The 17006-nt window shown below is 66.2% G+C and carries 17 protein-coding genes and 1 pseudogene; 8 read left to right on the forward strand and 10 right to left on the reverse strand.

What is annotated here, in order from left to right; translation table 11 throughout:
* Positions 1-33: 33 nt before the first annotated feature.
* The 8 genes from ACFC2Y_RS15925 to ACFC2Y_RS15960 all read right to left on the reverse strand — a co-directional run bounded on the left by ACFC2Y_RS15925 (position 34) and on the right by ACFC2Y_RS15960 (position 7283).
* Positions 34-1281 (reverse strand): FAD-dependent oxidoreductase, encoded by a 1248-nt coding sequence (locus tag ACFC2Y_RS15925; RefSeq protein WP_375175557.1) that lies wholly within the window; start codon positions 1279-1281, stop codon positions 34-36.
* Positions 1278-2120: an ABC transporter permease gene (locus ACFC2Y_RS15930; RefSeq protein ID WP_375175558.1), complete on the reverse strand. Its 843-nt coding sequence runs from the start codon at positions 2118-2120 to the stop codon at positions 1278-1280. Before ACFC2Y_RS15930 ends, ACFC2Y_RS15925 begins: the two co-directional genes overlap by 4 nt.
* A complete protein-coding gene (locus ACFC2Y_RS15935; RefSeq protein WP_375175559.1) occupies positions 2113-2880 on the reverse strand; it encodes an ABC transporter ATP-binding protein in 768 nt (255 codons plus the stop codon). Before ACFC2Y_RS15935 ends, ACFC2Y_RS15930 begins: the two co-directional genes overlap by 8 nt.
* Before the next feature lie 146 nt (positions 2881-3026).
* A complete protein-coding gene (locus ACFC2Y_RS15940) occupies positions 3027-4043 on the reverse strand; it encodes an ABC transporter substrate-binding protein (protein WP_375175560.1) in 1017 nt (338 codons plus the stop codon).
* 29 nt (positions 4044-4072) lie between these two features.
* Positions 4073-4744, reverse strand: coding sequence for a GntR family transcriptional regulator (locus tag ACFC2Y_RS15945; protein ID WP_375175561.1), 672 nt, complete (start codon positions 4742-4744; stop codon positions 4073-4075).
* A 194-nt stretch (positions 4745-4938) separates the two neighbouring features.
* Positions 4939-5640, reverse strand: coding sequence for a hypothetical protein (locus ACFC2Y_RS15950; protein WP_375175562.1), 702 nt, complete (start codon positions 5638-5640; stop codon positions 4939-4941).
* Between the two features lie 102 nt (positions 5641-5742).
* Positions 5743-6522 (reverse strand): N-acyl homoserine lactonase family protein, encoded by a 780-nt coding sequence (locus ACFC2Y_RS15955; protein ID WP_375175563.1) that lies wholly within the window; start codon positions 6520-6522, stop codon positions 5743-5745.
* Between the two features lie 257 nt (positions 6523-6779).
* Positions 6780-7283: a MarR family winged helix-turn-helix transcriptional regulator gene (locus tag ACFC2Y_RS15960; RefSeq protein WP_375175564.1), complete on the reverse strand. Its 504-nt coding sequence runs from the start codon at positions 7281-7283 to the stop codon at positions 6780-6782.
* Positions 7284-7427: 144 nt separating this feature from the next.
* Here ACFC2Y_RS15960 and ACFC2Y_RS15965 point away from each other — a divergent pair, with 144 nt between their 5' ends.
* The 6 genes from ACFC2Y_RS15965 to fahA all read left to right on the forward strand — a co-directional run bounded on the left by ACFC2Y_RS15965 (position 7428) and on the right by fahA (position 13725).
* Complete coding sequence (locus ACFC2Y_RS15965) at positions 7428-8378, forward strand: MBL fold metallo-hydrolase (RefSeq protein ID WP_375175565.1); 951 nt, start codon at positions 7428-7430, stop codon at positions 8376-8378.
* A 172-nt stretch (positions 8379-8550) separates the two neighbouring features.
* On the forward strand, positions 8551-10182 hold the full coding sequence (locus ACFC2Y_RS15970) for an FAD-dependent oxidoreductase (RefSeq protein WP_375175566.1): 1632 nt from the start codon (positions 8551-8553) through the stop codon (positions 10180-10182).
* The gene (locus ACFC2Y_RS15975; RefSeq protein ID WP_375175567.1) at positions 10179-10376 is read left to right on the forward strand and encodes a DUF2783 domain-containing protein; all 198 of its coding nucleotides are present in this window, start codon (positions 10179-10181) and stop codon (positions 10374-10376) included. Before ACFC2Y_RS15970 ends, ACFC2Y_RS15975 begins: the two co-directional genes overlap by 4 nt.
* 66 nt (positions 10377-10442) lie before the next feature.
* Positions 10443-11798 carry a homogentisate 1,2-dioxygenase gene (gene hmgA, locus ACFC2Y_RS15980; protein WP_375175568.1) on the forward strand — a complete coding sequence of 452 codons (1356 nt, stop codon included), beginning with the start codon at positions 10443-10445 and terminating at the stop codon, positions 11796-11798.
* Complete coding sequence (gene maiA, locus ACFC2Y_RS15985) at positions 11795-12424, forward strand: maleylacetoacetate isomerase (protein ID WP_375175569.1); 630 nt, start codon at positions 11795-11797, stop codon at positions 12422-12424. The genes hmgA and maiA overlap by 4 nt, the downstream gene beginning before the upstream one ends.
* A 59-nt stretch (positions 12425-12483) precedes the next feature.
* The gene (fahA, locus tag ACFC2Y_RS15990) at positions 12484-13725 is read left to right on the forward strand and encodes a fumarylacetoacetase (RefSeq protein WP_375175570.1); all 1242 of its coding nucleotides are present in this window, start codon (positions 12484-12486) and stop codon (positions 13723-13725) included.
* Positions 13726-14028: 303 nt separating this feature from the next.
* Here fahA and ACFC2Y_RS15995 read toward each other — a convergent pair whose 3' ends face one another.
* Entirely contained in the window at positions 14029-15228 is a 1200-nt protein-coding gene (locus ACFC2Y_RS15995) for an NnrS family protein (RefSeq protein ID WP_375175571.1), read from the reverse strand.
* 238 nt (positions 15229-15466) lie between these two features.
* On the opposite strand from ACFC2Y_RS15995, the gene ACFC2Y_RS16000 reads away from it, so the two are divergent.
* Both ACFC2Y_RS16000 and ACFC2Y_RS16005 read left to right on the forward strand, forming a co-directional pair.
* Positions 15467-16162, forward strand: a complete 696-nt coding sequence (locus ACFC2Y_RS16000) for a Crp/Fnr family transcriptional regulator (protein WP_375175572.1) — start codon at positions 15467-15469, stop codon at positions 16160-16162.
* Positions 16163-16272: 110 nt separating this feature from the next.
* Positions 16273-16569 (forward strand): hypothetical protein, encoded by a 297-nt coding sequence (locus ACFC2Y_RS16005; RefSeq protein WP_375175573.1) that lies wholly within the window; start codon positions 16273-16275, stop codon positions 16567-16569.
* Between the two features lie 315 nt (positions 16570-16884).
* Here the strand turns inward: ACFC2Y_RS16005 and ACFC2Y_RS16010 are convergent.
* Positions 16885-17006: pseudogene (locus ACFC2Y_RS16010) on the reverse strand (IS5/IS1182 family transposase); the annotation flags it as partial.

Raw genomic sequence — 17006 nt, forward strand, 5'->3', positions numbered from 1 at the left:
CGCCGGGCGCAACACTCGGTCTATGTCCTGCTCTCACCCAAGGTCATCTGCCGACAGGATCGCCCCACCCTCCCGCAGCCTCTCCCGCACCGCCTGCGCATCAAAGACCCCGCGCGCCGTCAGCGCCGCCGCTACGCCCGCCGCCTGCCCGGTGACCATGGCCGTGCCCATCACCCGGATCGCCGCCCCGCCCCTGCGGTCCCCGTCGGCCAGCCGCCCGGCACAGAACAGGTTCGGCGTATCAACCGAGTGCAGGCAGGACAGCGGGATCTCATAGGCGCCCTTCTCCGGCGGATAGTCGAAGGTGGAGGCATAGCTTTCCCGGTCATGCCATTCCGCCCCCCAGGCACCGAGCGCGATGGTGTCATCGAACACCGCCCGCGCCTCGATATCCGCCCAGGTGAACTGACGTCGGCAGTTCAGGTGTCGGCTCTCCCGCGTCCCGATCTCCGGCCCGGTGGAGACCAGATAGGCCCCGGCACACCCCGGGATCGTCCGGATCGCATCGAGATAGGCCCAGGACTGCGCCCGCGCATCCATCTCCGCCCGGCTCAGCGACCCGGCATCGCGCGGATCATAATCGGCGGAGGCGAGGTAAAGCACCATGTCCGCCGATCCCGGCAGCCGCACGATGACGCATTTGTCCTTGGTCACCCGTCCGGGAACAAAGCCTTGCGCCGCCACGGCCTCCGCGATCTGCGGTGCCGTCACGGTGACATCCGCCGGGATGCCGCCGAACCGCGTGCCAAGCGTGCCCAGGTTCACCCCGTCCGGATTGCCATACCGGGTAGAGGCCCCGGCGGCCACCGCCAGATCCCCCTCGCCCGTGCAATCGACAAAGGCCCCGGCTGCAACCGTCGTTTCGCCCCCGTGATCGGCATAGGTGACAGCGGTGATCCGGTCGCCCTCTCGCGCCGCGCCACAGACGAAGGTGCCAAAGCGAACCTCCACGCCCGCCTCCACCACCATCTGATCCAGCACGTGTTTCATCGCCTCCGGTTCAAAGGCCGAAAACACCCCGCGAAACCGCATCGGCGGGGTCACCGCCCCGCGCGCCCGCAGCCGGTCCACCACTTCCGCCCCGATGCCGCCGACCACCATCCGCGGCTCTTCGCCAAGCGTGTAGAGCCCGCAGAGCGTCAGCACATTGCGCACCGCCGCCGCCCCGCCAAGGCAGCCGTGCCGCTCCAGCAGCAGCACCCGTGCGCCTTCCCGCGCCGCGCCCACAGCCGCCGCAACACCGGCCGTGCCACCCCCCGCAACGATCACGTCAAAACTCATGTCCGCCATCCCAGCACCCGCCGCTCGATCAGCCCGATACAGGCCGAGACGATGACGCCCAGCACCGACAGGATCACCACCCCAGCGAACAGCCGCTCGAGGTCGTAAAGCGACCCGGCCTGCAGGATATAGGCCCCGATCCCGAACTCCGCGCCCAGCATCTCCGCCGCCACCAGCAGGATGATCGCGATGGCCAGCGAAATCCGCAGCCCCGACAGGATTCCCGGCATCGCCCCCGGCAGCACGATCTTGCGCACGATGGACCACCACGACAGGCCGAACGACTGCCCCATCCGGATCAGCGTACGGTCCACATTGTCCACCGCGCCATAGGTCGCCACCACCGTCGGCGTGAACGTCCCGAACGCGATCAGCGCGTATTTTGACCCCTCGCCGATCCCGAACCAGATGACGAAGAGCGGCAGCAAGGCGATCTTAGGGATCGGAAACAGCGCCGCCACCAGCGGCACCATCCCCGCCCGGACATAAGAAAAGAGCCCGATCAGCACGCCCACGCTGACACCGACCGACACACCGATCAGCGCACCAACCGCCAACCGCGCCAGCGACGGGCCGAGGTGCTTGAACAGCATGCCGGACTGGTAAAGCTCCCCGAAGGTGGCGAGCACGTCCGAAGGCTTCGGCAGGGTCAGGGCCGAGATCCACCCCGTCCGCGTGCCCCATTCGGCAATCAGGATCAGCAGGACAAAGACGACGAAGCCGACCCATCTACGGGGGCGCGGGGCAAATCCGCCGCCGCGAAACGCCACCGGTTTGGCAGAGGCAACGGGGGCCGAGGATTTGGGCGCCACCGCCCCGGGGATCGTCGCGTCAGACATTCAGCAGCTCCGCATCCGCAGCCCGCGCCTCGTCGCGCATCAGCTGCCAGAGGTATTTCTGTTTCTCGTCCAGATCCGGATCGCCGAACTGCCGCGCCTCCAGCGGGGTGTCGATCTCCACGATCTCCTGAATGCGTCCCGGCCGCCGCGACAGCACCACGATCCTGTGCCCCAGACGCACGGCCTCTTGCAGGTTGTGCGTCACATAGACGGCGGTGAACGGCTGACGCGACCAGAGTGAGATCAGGTCGTCCATCAACAGCTCCCGCGTCTGGCTGTCCAGCGCCGAGAGCGGCTCGTCCATCAGCATCACCGCCGGGTTCACCGCAAGCGCCCGCGCGATGGCGACCCGCTGCTTCATCCCGCCCGACAGCTGCTTGGGCAGTGCCCCGGCAAAATCCGTCAGCTTCGTCCGCGCCAGCACGTCACCGATGATCGCCCGCGCCCTGGGTCCCCGGATCCCGTGGTCTTCGAGAACGAGCGAGATATTCCCCTCGACCGACCGCCAGGGCAGCAGGGCGAAATCCTGAAAGATGTAGGTCAGCGGGTTGAGGCACCCCTCCGGCGCCTCCCCGATCTGGCTGATCGTGCCCTGCCCGGGCCGTTCCAGCCCGCCGATAAAGCGTAAAAGCGTAGATTTCCCGCAGCCCGAGGGCCCGACGATGCAGACGATCCGACCCGCCGGGATATCAAGCGTGATGTCCCGCAGCACCTCGAAATCGTCATAGCTGTGGGTGATGCCGTCCAGTCTGATGTCCATTCGACCTGCCTATTAGAATCAGCGAGGGGATTTGCACCGCCTGGTGCGCGTAGCGGACCGGGCCGCGCCCGACCCGCCCCATGGGCGGGCGCGATTGCGCCCACCCCGGGTCAGTCGCGGCCCTCCGTCGGAGAGCCTCCGTAACCTCAGCTCATCACCTCGACGTAGGAGGTATCCACCAGATCCTCGAGGGTGATCGAACTGTCGACATAGCCCCCGGCCTTGAACCACTCCAGCTGATCCTCGACCGAGGCCAGGTTCAGCTTCGCCCCCTCGTTGATCCGCATGGTGCCGTTGACGATGGACGGCTTGGCCTTCTCGAACGGACGGTCGTTATAGACATACTGATGGATCAGCTTGACCATCTCGTCCACACCGGCCTCGCCGCCCGCCATGTCGATCATGGTAGAGTTGTAGTCGGTCACACCCTTGGAGAACCCGGCCAGGAAGGCCTCCGTCTTGTCGCGCTGGTTCGCGGCATTGTCGGCAGAGGTAAAGACCGTCGTCGTCTGGTAGCCCGGCAGATAGTCCTGCACCGCGCCGATGATATGCACCGCACCCGATCCGGCCAGCGGCTTGGCGATATGCGGCACGATGTTCCAGGCGTCGATCTGGCCCGACTTGATCGCACCGACCACGGCTCCGACCTTCTGCAGCGGCTTGAAGGACATGGAGATGCCTTCGGCCTGGGCGATCTTGTCCCCTACATAGTGGAAGGAGGACCCGGTCTGGGTCACCCCGTAAGCCTTGCCATCCAGCTTGGACGGATCGGTCACCCCGGCCTGATAGGCCGCGTCGGAGGCGAGGATCTGCTGACCGTCGATCCCCTCTTCCTCGATCAGCGCGCCGCCGATCACCTTGATCGCGCCCTTCTGGGCCAGGCTGATAAGCCCGCCGGAAATCGCGGTCACCGCATAGTCGATATCGCCGGAGGCAATCGCGACGGCCATCGGCTGCGCGGCCTGGAAGAACTCCAGTTCCACATCCAGCCCCGCATCCGCGAAATAGCCGCGATCTTTGGCAACGAAACTGCCGGAATGCGAGGTGAAGCGCAGCGCGCCAACCTTGATCTTTGTGTTCTGGGCAATGGCCGGGGCGGCCAGCGCCGTGGTGGCGGCAGCGCCACCGAGGATGAGCGCCTGACGGCGGTTCAGTTTGATCATGATCTCCTCCCTTTGATCACATTCGGGGCCTATGCCCCTGTCTTGAATTCTCCCGTGACCTCCTGCTCCAGCAGCGCCAGGGCAGTGTCGGTATCCCGATCCAGAACAGCCTGGACCAGCGCGCCCTGCCTGTCGCGGCGGGCGGCGAAATCGAGCATTCCTTCGCGCAGCAGAGCCAGCCGGAACCGGCGGCTCTGGTCGAAGAACTTGCGCTGCAGGTCGATCAGACGCGGACTGCCACAACCCGACATTAGCGCGGCGGAAAAGGCCCGGCAGGCCTCGTCCCATTCCAGCGCGGTCAGATCGTCCGGCGCCCCCGCCACCCGCGCCTCAGCCTTGCGCAGCGCGTGATGCGCGGCGATCACCCGCCCTTCCCAGGCGGTATCGCCCTGGCTCAGGGCGCGCGTCAGGCCGATCCGCTCGACCTCCAGCCGCACCAGACAGATATCGCGTAGATCCTCTTCGGTGGCGGAGGTGACCCGGAACCCGCGCTGCGCCGTCGACTCCACCAGCCCCTCGGCGGTGAGGATGCGCAGCGTCTCCCTCATCGAATGGTTCGACCCGCCATAGCGCTGGCGCAGGGCGTTCAACTTCAGCTTCTGGTCGGGCAACAGCGCGCCAAAGGAAATGTCACGACGCAGGGCCGAGGCCAGCATGGCCACGACCGTTTCGTCCTCGCTCTCCCCGCGCGTGAAAATCATACGCCCCCCCCAAAATGTTGGACATTTTTGGAAGCGTTGGAGGGAATTGTCAAACACTCCCCACGCGGCACCGCAGCATGAGGGGCGCCGCCCCTCGGCGCAGGCGCCTCACCCCGAGATATTTCCGGCAAAAAGAAATAGGGCGTTTTCGGTCCGAAATACACTCCGAGCCAAGTTAAGCAGACCCACCCCGCTCAGTCCCGGTCAAACGGCAGGCGCGCGGCCTTCACCGCCTGCGTCGCGGTCAGGATCGCCCGCAACTGCGCCTCCAGCCCCGGCCCCGCCCCCTTGAACACCCCGTTGAGCGCGGCAGTGCCAATAGTGAACCCCGCCGCCCCCGCGCTGCCCGCCGCCGCGATCCGGTCGCCGCTTTCGATGGAGCCCGCCACGATCACCGGCTTGCGCGCCGCCGCGCAGACCCGGGCGATCAGCGGCGGCACCTCCCCCGCGTAGCGCCAGGCCAGCAGGTCGAGGCCATGCACCCCGTCTAGCGCGGCCAGATCTGCCGCCGAGGCGACGATATCCTCCGCCGGGCCGTTCAGCACCGAAGGGTGGCCGCTCACCCGTCCGGGAAAGGGATAATAGCGCAGCCCCGATCCGGCGATGACCGGCAGCACCTCCCGCGCATGGGTCCCGCCCAGCAGCACATCCACCCCGATCTCCACCGCCGCCCGGGCCGAGGCGATTTCGCTGTCGCGATCTTCGGACACCACCTCGAGGTAGGAGGTCGCCCCCTGCCCCCGGATGCTGTCGTTGAGCGCGCGCAGGTGATCGAACGGCAGTCCGATATCCTTGAAGCCGATATGCCGGATGCCAAGGCGCTGCGCGACGGCCAGATGGTCCGCCGCATCCGCGACCGTCCGGTCATCCCGGGTCAGCATGAAGATGAAATCCAAGGGGCGCCTTTCTGCCGGTTGCGGTGATGTTAGCCCACCCGCCCCGCACGCCAAGGGATTTTGGCGCGGCCGACCAGATCGAGGGCCGCGCCTGCCCGCTCGTCAGGCGATCGGATCGGCGTCCAGCCGCACCACCCCTTCGGCCACCTGCGGATAGCGCGCCATGACCAGAGGGTCGTGACCGGGGATCACATGCGCGTCAGACGAGGCCAGCTCACGCAGGGTATCGAACCCGGCCAGCATGTCGGCCACATCCACCACGATCGGAAACGGCACACCCTGCAGGAAGTTGTCGTAGAAATGCGTCGCGTCGGAGGCCAGCACGACCCAGCCCCGCCGCGTCTTCACCCGCACCACCTGCAGCCCCCGGGAATGCCCGCCGACCCAATGCAGCGAGAGGCCCGGCGCGATCTCCCGGCTGCCATCGTGGAAACAGACCCGCCCTTCGAACACGCGCTGCACCATGTTCTGCACATCCGTGACCTCGAAGGTGTGGCGCAGGGTGGCATGGCACATGCAGGGACCGGTGGCATAGGCCATTTCCTTTTCCTGCAGGTGATAGCGGGCCCGGGGGAAGAGGTCGTGATTGCCCGCATGATCGTAATGCATATGCGTCAGCACCACATCGCTGACCTCATCCGCCTGAACGTCGAGCGTTTTCAGCCCCTCCCCCACGGGGCGCCAGATCTCGCGGCCACGGCGCGCGGCGGTCTGTTCCTCGAATCCCGTATCAATGACAAAGGTTCCGGCCTCGCCCCGCACCACCCAGACAAAGAAATCCAGCCCCATGGGACCGTCGTGGATATCTTTCGCCATGAAGAAATTCGATCGCTTCCCCTCCATCGTGCCGTATTTGACCGCGTAAACCTCATACTCCGACATCGCCATCCTCCTCTGATGCCGCCACCCTCGCCAAATCCGGGCGGCGGCACAACAGGCAAGGCTACACCAGGCTAGGCCGTCAGGTCCGGGCCAGCCCGCGCGACGCCATGCCCGGCGCGCCGCCGGTCAAAGGGGAACACCAACCGAATTGCCGGATTGCTTGACGGCATCTGCGGGAGGGCCGCGCCGGACGACCTGCGCCTGGCCCTCGGCACGCGGGAGAGCCCCGACATTCAGGGTGCGGCCCTCGCGCGGCGTCAGCGCCCCGCGTCCGCATCCCCCGGAAACTCCGACCGAAGCAGCCCCAGGCACCGCTGGAACACTGCGTAATCCGGTCCCAGGCAGCGCCGGATCCGCTCCTGATAGGCCGTGGCCATCGGCAGGAGCTCCAGCATCAGCGCCCGGCCTGCATCGGTCAGCGACAGATGCAGCAGGCGCTTGTCGTCCTCGCTCTGCCGCTTGGCGATCAGCCCCCGGCCCTCCAGCCGCGCCACCGCCCGGCTGACCTTGGATTTCTCCATCACCACCCGTTTCTCGATATCCCGGACAGAGGCGCCGTCGGAATGCGTCAGGTGCACCAGCACCCGCCAGTCCGGCACTGAAATGGCGAACCGCGCCTGATATTCCCGGGCCAGCCCGTCCGACAGGGTCTGCGCCACCACCGCGGCAAGATAGGGGGTAAACCCGTCCAGGTCGAAGGTCGGGGTCTGAAGTGTCATGTCTGTCCTTTCGCCCATGTCCTGCCCGCGGCGTGCAGCCATTCAACACCGCCCCTCCTTGCATTTGCAACATTCAACCCGCCCGGATCGGCAGCAGATTGCCGCAGGTGACGCGAGAGTTGACTCGCGCCGGGCGCGACAGATAGAACTCGTTGCAAATGCAATGACGCGCGAAAAGGACAGACCATGGCCAAGGCATTCGCATCCCAGGGCGACATGACGGAAAAGACGATCTCCTTCACCGAGGTGGGCGACGGGCTCTATGCCTTCACCGCCGAGGGCGACCCGAATTCGGGCGTGATCATCGGCGATGACAGCGTCATGATCGTCGAGGCACAGGCCACCCCGCGTCTTGCGAACAAGGTCATCGAATGCGTCCGCTCCGTCACCGACAAGCCGATCAGCCACGTCGTGCTGACCCACTACCACGCGGTCCGCGTGCTGGGCGCCTCGGCCTTCGGCGCGGATCAGATCATCATGTCCGACGTCGCCCGCGCCATGGTCGCCGAACGCGGACAGGAGGACTGGGACAGCGAATTCCAACGCTTCCCGCGCCTCTTCGAAGGGCATGAGTCGATCCCCGGCCTGACCTGGCCGACCACGACCTTCACCGATGGTATGACCGTCTTCCTCGGCAACCGCCGGGTGGACATCAAGAAGCTGGGCCGGGCCCATACCGCCGGCGATGCGGTGATTCATGTGCCGGATCAGAACGTCATGTTTACCGGCGACATCGTCGAATACCACTCCGCCTGCTATTGCGGGGACGGGCACTACTCCGACTGGGGCACCACGCTGGACGCGATCAAGGCGCACGAGGTCGACGCCATCGCACCCGGCCGTGGCGACGCCCTCGTCGGTACGGAGATGGTGAACAAGGCCATCGAGAACACCCGCGATTTCGTCGACAGCACCTATGATCCGGTGAAACGCGTCGTCGCCCGTGGCGGCACGATGAAAGAGGCCTGGGACGCCGTGCGCGAGGTCTGCGACCCCAAGTTCGCCGATTACGCCATCTACGAACACTGCCTGCCTTTCAACGTCGCCCGCGCCTATGACGAGGCCCGCGGAATCGACACGCCCCGCATCTGGACGGCACAACGGGATCTGGAAATGTGGGAGGCCCTGCAAGGCTGACCCCGTCCCGGCCTCGCGCCGGGACCCCGCACGACAAGCCTAAGTCCCGGCCCCCGCGCCGGGACCTCGGACGCCAAGATAACCCGGCCCAAAACCGGGACCCTGCGGGCAAACAAAACGCGGCCCCGGCTCAAGGCCGGGGCACGACCACCAAACGGGAGGAGGACGCCACATGCTGGACGACCGCTATCAACTGGCCTTCAAGCTCTACCCCTACGAACGCGCCACCGATCAGGACGCCCCCGCCCCCGTCCGCCATCCCGTGGTGATCATGGGCGGCGGCCCGATCGGCGTCGCCACGGCGCTGGACCTCGGCCTGCAGGGCATTCCGGTCGTCGTGCTGGACGATCACGAAGGCATCGGCATGGGCAGCCGCGCCATCTGTTTCGCCAAGCGCAGCCTGGAGATCGCCGACCGCTACGGCTGCGGCGAGGCGATGTTGCAAAAGGGCGTGGTCTGGAATGTCGGCAAGGTCTTCCACGACGACAGGAAGGTCTTTGAATTCAACCTCCTGCCCGAGGGCGGCCACCGCTTCCCCGCCTTCATCAACCTCCAGCAGCCCTATTTCGAACGCTTCCTGGTCGACCGCGTCCGCGAGGCCCAGGCCCAGGGCGCCCCGATCGAGCTGCGCGGCAAGAACCGGGTCGACAGTGTCGAGGTCAAGGACGACCACGTCACCCTGAACATCACCACCCCCGAGGGACCCTACACGATCGAAGCCGACTGGCTGATCGGCTGCGATGGCGCCGGGTCGCCTCTGCGCGGGATGATGGGCCTCGACTTCGAGGGGCGGGTCTTCGAGGACAGCTTCCTCATCGCCGACATCAAGATGCTGAACGAAAGCTTCCCGACCGAACGCTGGTTCTGGTTCGAGCCCTGGTTCAAATCCGGCGCCTCCACCCTGCTGCACAAGCAACCCGACGATGTCTGGCGGATCGACTTCCAGATCGGCTGGGACGTCGACCGCAAGGAGGAGCTGAAGGAGGAGAACATCCGCAAACGCATCGACGCCATGCTGGGCGGGGATGTGGAATACGAACTCGTCTGGTCCTCCATCTACACCTTCCAGTGCCGCCGGATGAAGCAGTTCCGCCACGGCCGCGTGATCTTTGCCGGCGACTCGGCGCATCAGGTCTCGCCCTTCGGCGCGCGTGGCGCGAATTCGGGGATGCAGGATGTCGACAACCTGGGCTGGAAGCTGGGCCTCGTCATCGACGGCAAGGCCCCCGAGAGCCTGCTGGACAGCTACAACGAGGAGCGGGTCCACGGCGCGGACGAGAATATCCTGAACTCCACCCGCGCCACCGACTTCATCACGCCGAAGTCCAAGGTCAGCCATGTCTTCCGCAATGCCGTGCTGGATCTTGCCGAACACTACCCCTTCGCCCGCCCGCTGGTAAACTCCGGCCGTCTCTCGGTGCCCTGCACCTACGACGGCCTGTCGCTGAACGGCCCCGACGCCCTGCCCGGCGGCCCCGCGCGCACCCGCGTCGGCAGTGCCTGCCCCGACGCGCCCCTCGGCAACGACTTCCTGTTGCGGGGCCTGGGCGGCGGCTTCACCCTGCTGACCATCGACGCCGAGGCGCCCGACAATCTGGAGGACGGGGGCATCCCGATCCGCCGCCTCGCGCTTTCGGCCAAGGACGACGCAACCGGCACGATCCGGGACCGCTACCTCGGCACCGCCGACAGCGCAGTCTACCTGATCCGCCCGGATCAGCATGTCGCCGCCAGATGGGAGCGTTATGACGAAACCGCCGTCCGCGCGGCCCTGCGCACAGCCTGCGGGAAGGACCGGACATGACCCTGAACCTTGATCCCAACATCCCCGATCAGGATGGCTTCTACGCCGAGTTGATCGACGCCCACGCGGGCCTGAGTGAGGACGACAGCGCCGCGCTCAATGCCCGGCTGATCCTGATCCTTGCCAACCAGATTGGCGACCGCGACGTGCTCAGCGCCGCGATCGCCACGGCCAAAAACCCCGGCGCGGCCTGACACCGCCCCGACCGCATCCAGTCACCGACGCCCGCCACTGCCGGGCCCTATCGAAGGAGACGACCAATGACCGCCCAAGACCTGCCAACCGGCATGATCCGCGCGACCGACACCAAGGGCACGCACGAGGGCTACATGCCCGGTTTCGGCAATGATTTCGAAACGGAGGCCCTGCCCGGCGCCCTGCCCCAGGGCATGAATTCGCCGCAGAAATGCAACTACGGCCTCTACGGCGAACAGCTCTCCGGCACCGCCTTCACCGCGCACCCGCCGGAACGAACCTGGACCTACCGCATCCGCCCCTCGGTCAAACACTCCACTCGCTACACCAGGCTGGACCTGCCCTACTGGAAATCCGCCCCTTGCGTGGACCCGGACGTCACCTCGCTCGGCCAGTACAGATGGGACCCGGTCGACCTGACCGGCCAGGACCTGACCTGGCTGACCGGCATGCGCACCATGACCACAGCTGGGGACGTCAACACCCAGGTCGGCATGGCCAGCCATATCTACCTCGTCACCAAGTCGATGGAAGACGCCTATTTCTACTCCGCCGACAGCGAGCTGCTGGTCGTGCCGCAGCAGGGCAAGCTGCGCTTTGCGACCGAACTGGGCATCATCGACGTCGAACCGAAGGAAATCGCCATCATCCCGCGCGGCCTCGTCTACCGGGTCGAGGTGCTGGAAGGGCCCTGCCGCGGTTTCGTCTGCGAGAACTACGGCCAGAAATTCGAACTGCCTGCCCGTGGTCCGATCGGGGCCAACGCCCTGGCCAACCCGCGCGACTTCAAGGCCCCGGTGGCGGCCTACGAGGACCGCGAGGTGCCCTCCACCCTCACTATCAAATGGTGCGGCCAGTTCCACGAGACGAAGATCAACCAGAGCCCTCTGGACGTCGTCGCCTGGCACGGCAACTATGCGCCCTACAAATACGACCTGCGCACCTATTGCCCGGTCGGCGCGATCCTCTTCGACCACCCCGACCCGTCGATCTTTACCGTCCTCACCGCCCCCTCGGGCGTACCGGGCACGGCCAACATCGACTTCGTGCTTTTCCGCGACCGCTGGATGGTGGCCGAAAACACCTTCCGCCCGCCCTGGTATCACAAGAACATCATGTCCGAGCTGATGGGCAACATTTACGGCCAGTACGACGCCAAACCGCAGGGCTTCGTCCCCGGCGGCATGTCGCTTCATAACATGATGCTGCCTCATGGCCCGGACAAGAATGCCTTTGAAGGCGCGTCCAATTCCAACCTCGGGCCGGAGAAACTGGAAAACACGATGTCCTTCATGTTCGAAACCCGCTTCCCGCAGCACCTGACCGAATTCGCCGGGAAAGAGGCGCCGCTGCAGGACGACTACATCGACTGCTGGGACGATCTGGAGAAGAAGTTCGACGGCACGCCGGGGACGAAATGAAACTCTACGGCTACTGGCGCTCGACCACCTCCTACCGGGTCCGGATCGCGCTGAACCTCAAGGGGATCGGCTATGAGCCGCTCTCCGTCAACCTCGTCGCCGGAGAGCAATCCGGCGACGCCTACACCCGCGTCAATCCCGGCCGCGGCGTCCCGGCGCTGGAGTTGGACGATGGCCGCGTGCTGACGCAGTCCATGGCAATCCTCGACTGGCTGGAGGAGGTCTATCCCGACCCGCCCCTCCTGCCCGCCGACCCGGTCGATCGGGCCCGGGTCCGCGCCGCCGCCCTGGGCATCGCCACCGACATCCACCCGGTGAACAACCTGCGCGTCGTGGGCAAGCTGAAATCCCTGGGCCATGATCAGGACACGGCAACCGCCTGGATGAACGACTGGATGACCCGTGGCTTCACCGCCTTCCAGTCCCTCATCCGCCCCGAAACGCCCTTCTGTTTCGGCGACACGCCCGGCCTCGCCGACCTCTGCCTGATACCCCAGCTTTACAACGCGCACAGATGGGGCTGCGACCTCGCCCCCTTCACACGGCTCACGGAGATTGAGGCCCGCTGCCTCGCCCTGCCCGCCTTTGCCGAGGCCCGCCCCGAAGCGCAGCCGGACGCAACCTGATCCCACCCCAATCCGAGCCCCGAAATACCGAGCCCCGATAATTCAGAGAAGGACACCACATGACCGCTCTCCTCCGCTGCTGGGTCGAAACGGCCAATTTCCCCGACACGCCCTTTCCCCTGAACAACCTGCCCTATGGCGTCTTCTCCACCGGCGACACCGCCCCGCGCTGCGGCGTGGCCATCGGCGACATGATCCTGGACGTCGCCGCACTGGAAAGCGCGGGCCTGCTCGACTTCGACGGCACGCTCGGCACGGGCACCTGGAATGCCTTCATGGCGCTTGGCCATTCCGCCTGGGGCCGCCTGCGCGCGCAGCTGACGGCGATGCTCTCCGACGGCGCGGACCAGCAGGAACAACTGGCGCCGCATCTGGTGGCCCAGGCCGACGCAACGCTGCACATGCCCTTCACCGTCAGCGAATACACCGATTTCTACGCAGGCAAACATCACGCCTTCAACGTCGGCTCGATCTTCCGCGGCCCCGAAAACGCCCTGCCGCCGAACTGGCTGCACATCCCCATCGGCTACAACGGCCGCGCCTCCTCCGTCGTGGTCTCCGGCACCCCGGTGATCCGCCCCAATGGCCAGCTCAAGGGCCCGCAGGATGACGCCCCGCGCTTCGGCCCCTCGCAGCGGTTTGACATCGAGCTGGAGATGGGCGCCATCGTCGGCCAGCCCTCCGACGGCCCGATCACCGTGGCCCAGGCCTATGAGAACATCTTCGGCTATGTCCTGCTGAACGACTGGTCCGCGCGGGACATCCAGGCCTGGGAATACCAGCCGCTCGGCCCCTTCCAGGCCAAGGCGACCGCCACCACGATCAGCCCCTGGATCGTCACCGCCGCCGCGCTGGAACCCTTCCGCACCTCCACGCCGGAGCGCGAAAAACCCCTGCTCGACTACCTGACCGAACCGGGCCCGATGCTCTATGACATCGAGCTGTCGGTCTCCCTCGCGCCCGAGGGGCAGCCCGCCACGACCCTCGCCCGCACCAACTACAGCGAGATGTATTATTCCGCCGCCCAGCAACTGGCCCATCACACCACCAGCGGCTGCCCGATGCGGGTCGGCGACCTGCTCGGCTCCGGCACCATCTCCGGCCCGACGCCCGACAGCCGCGGCTCGCTGCTGGAGATGAGCTGGGGCGGCAAGGACCCGCTGGAACTGCCCGGCGGCGAAACCCGCACCTTCATCGCCGACAACGACACCCTCGGCCTGCATGGCGCGGCGAAGGGCGACGGCTACCGGATCGGCTTCGGCGACTGTTTCGGCAAAGTGCTGCCCGCGCGGCCTGTCTGAGGGCTGTGTGGGGGAGCGCCGATCAAGAGGCGCTTTCAAAGGTTGACGTCATCCTTGGGCTCGTCCCGAGGATCTCCGCCTAGGCGCCGACAAACCGAAGACCTCCGGCTCATCCCTGGGGATAAAACGCTTTTTGACGAGGGCTGCGCCGTCCCGCGGGGTGGCGCAATTGCGCCGCCCGTCACGCCAAAGGCGTGCCAGCCTATTTTCGCGCACCTTTGGTGCGACGGGGCGGGTCGGCGCAGCCCGGCGTTGCCGCCGGGCGGGACATTCGATCTGCGTGGCGAGGCTGGTGGCGCCCCTTCACGTCACCCGCCGCCCCGAAGGCCTCCGCGCCGCCACCTTCGGCCGCGCCAGCCACGGCCCCAGCCGGATCGCCAGCAGGGCAAAGGCAAAGGTCCAGGCCAGCGCCGACAGCGTGACCCCGTCCATCCCGGGCAGCACCATCCGCCCTCCGCCAAGCCGCAAGAGCGCCGCCCCCAGCACCAGGTTGAACGCCAGCGTCAGCAGCGGCCCGGCCTCCAACTCCCGCCCCGTATGCCCCATGGTCGCCCGCATCATCACCGCCACCGTCATCCCCCCGACAGCGCCGATCCCGAAGAGATGCACGCCAAAGGCAGGCCCCGCCAGACCGAAGGCCACCAGCGCGACCCCGGCAAAGCCCAGCGGCACGAAGAAATAGGCGATATGCAGCATCAGCAGCAGCGACATGCCGAAGGTGGCTATCCCCTTCCAGCGCAGCAGCCGCACCAGATGCAGCACCGCGGCCACCGCCCCCAGCATTCCACAGGCCAGGCTTTCCGGCACCACGACCCACAGCACCAGCGTCACCGCCCCCACGGCGATCGCCACCATGTCCAGCCGGTTGAACGGCACAGGCAGCCAGCTTGACCGCCGCGCAGCCAGCCAGTTTCGGGTAAAGCTCGGCACGATCCGCCCGCCGATCAGCATGATGAGAAAGACCAGCAGCGCGATTCCCCCGCGCCGCCCGTAATCGGCCACCCCATGGGTCATCGCCTCCACATGGAACAGCACATTGCTCAGCCACAGCAGCGTGACCGGCACCAGCACCTTCAGGTTGCGCCAATTCCTGCCCGCCACGATCTCCCGCGCGATCATCGCCGCGACGGCCAGCAGGAACAGCTGATCCACCGCCAGGACCCACAGCGCCGATAGCCCCGTCAACCCGGCCATGGCCACCCGCCCGGCGACCCAGATCGCCAGCAGAACCATCAGCGGCCAGCCACGTGTCGGCATCCGCCCGGTCCAGTTCGGCACGGCCGTAAACAGAAACCCCGCCACCACCGCCGCGCCATAGCCAAAGACCATCTCATGGCTGTGCCAATCCGACGGCGCGAAGGCCGAGGCCAACCCGACATCCCCCCGCCAGACAGCCCACCACAACGGGATGGCCACCAGGGCGAACAGCACGGCCGACAGGAAAAACGGCCGGAATCCGAAGGAGAAAAGTGCGGGTCCATGATAGGTCAATTTGGGGGTCATCTGCGGGCCTATGATGAAAACGGCCGGGACGGCATGACGGGCCGCCCCGGCGCTGCTCAGCGATGCGGAACGCGGTGCATCACTGTGGTGGAGTGACGCGAAACGGCGGGAGCCAGAGAAGTTTCCGTTGTTCCATCAACATGTGTCGTTGCTCAGGCGTCTGCGTATTTCGCTCGGCTCCGTTTTGGACTAGACGCAACATGTAAACGTTGTTCCTGAACAAACTCCCGGACCTTTCGTGCACAGACTGGATGAAAGCCTGCTGATCGGCCTGCCGCCGTTTTCGCTGCTGGAGCGGCCGCAGATCCGCGCGATTCTCGATCACGCGCAGACGCACCGCTACGACGAAGGCGCCACGATCTTCCGCGAGGCCGACCCGGCCGACCGCTTCTTCCTGCTGCTCGACGGTTACCTGCGCGTCGTCCGCACCACCCCCGGCGGCGACCAGATCATCGTGCTGCATATCTCCCCGGGGCAGCTCTTCGGCATCGCCCCCGCCCTGCAACGCGACACCTATCCCGCCACCTCCATCGCGGCGGCGGACTCCATCGCCCTGTCCTGGCCCGTCTCCCTCTGGCAGCGCTTCGTGACCGACTACCCCGGCTTCGCCACGGAAACCTACAAGACCCTCGGGCAACGCCTGGGCATGATCCAGGAAACCCTGACCGAACTCGCCACCCAGGCGGTGGAAAAGCGCGTGGCGGCCGCCGTGTTGCGGCTGCTCAACCAGGGCGGCCGCAAGACCGAGGCGGGCATAGAGATCGCCTTCCCCGTCACCCGTCAGAACATATCCGAGATGACAGGCACGACGCTGCACACGGTCAGCCGCCTGCTCTCGGCCTGGGAAAAGGACGGCATGGTCCAGTCCACACGCAAGCACATCACCGTCACCGACCCGCACCGCCTGCTGCTGCTCAGCGGCGCGCAGGACTGAGCACCGGCGCAAACCTGTCCCAGGCTCAGGACCCCGTTTTGCGCTGGATCAATGTCGCGCCGCCCTCATGCCCCTATCCATGTCCCGAACCAAACTGGCAACGGAATGGCATGGCGCAGCCCGTCTACAGTGCGAAGTGGCCTGCACGGCAGGATAAAACCGGCGGCCCCCCCCGCCGCCTGACCCGCTGTGCGCTCATCGCCGGGGCCTGCCTGCTGGTGCTCTCCAGCCCCGGCCTGGCCTCCGATGCCGCCACCCGCGGCCTGCCCGCCCAGGTCGACCCGGCCGAAATCCGCATCCTGATCGGCACCCTCGCGATGATCCTTGCACTCGCCCTGGCCCAGATCGTCACCCGGCGGAGAGGCCCCGACCGCGCCACCGCACGCTCCACGCGTCAATTGCGTTGAAATATCGGGGTCGTCGCAAAGCGTGTTGGTTCGCTCTGCGGACGGAGTTGCCGATCAGGTCTCAGACATCAACCGTAGCAATTGGGGCCAAAGGAGACATTAACACCTCACTCGGATTCTCCGGTCGCAGCCCGCTTTGCGGACATTCGCTGCGGATTCCCTGACATAGCGCTCTCCGATTTGGCTGGCCTATTTGGAAACCTTATGATTCCGGTTTCATTTACAAGTGTTGTTCGGCAACGTTTTGCATATCTCCTGTCGCTGTTTTCAGAGAGGTACCTTGCCACCTCAAATAGGTCGCATGTTGTAACTAGGTCATGTTGACAAAAGACGCAGCCAGAGGCGGATGGAGGTGATGTCTATGAAGCCAAGGAAGCTCTCAGCGGTCTTGTCGTAGCGGGTTGCGACCCGGCGAGCGTTCTTCAGCTTGTTGAAGC

This window comes from Pseudooceanicola sp. (genome assembly GCF_041987405.1).
Classification (GTDB): domain Bacteria; phylum Pseudomonadota; class Alphaproteobacteria; order Rhodobacterales; family Rhodobacteraceae; genus Pseudooceanicola.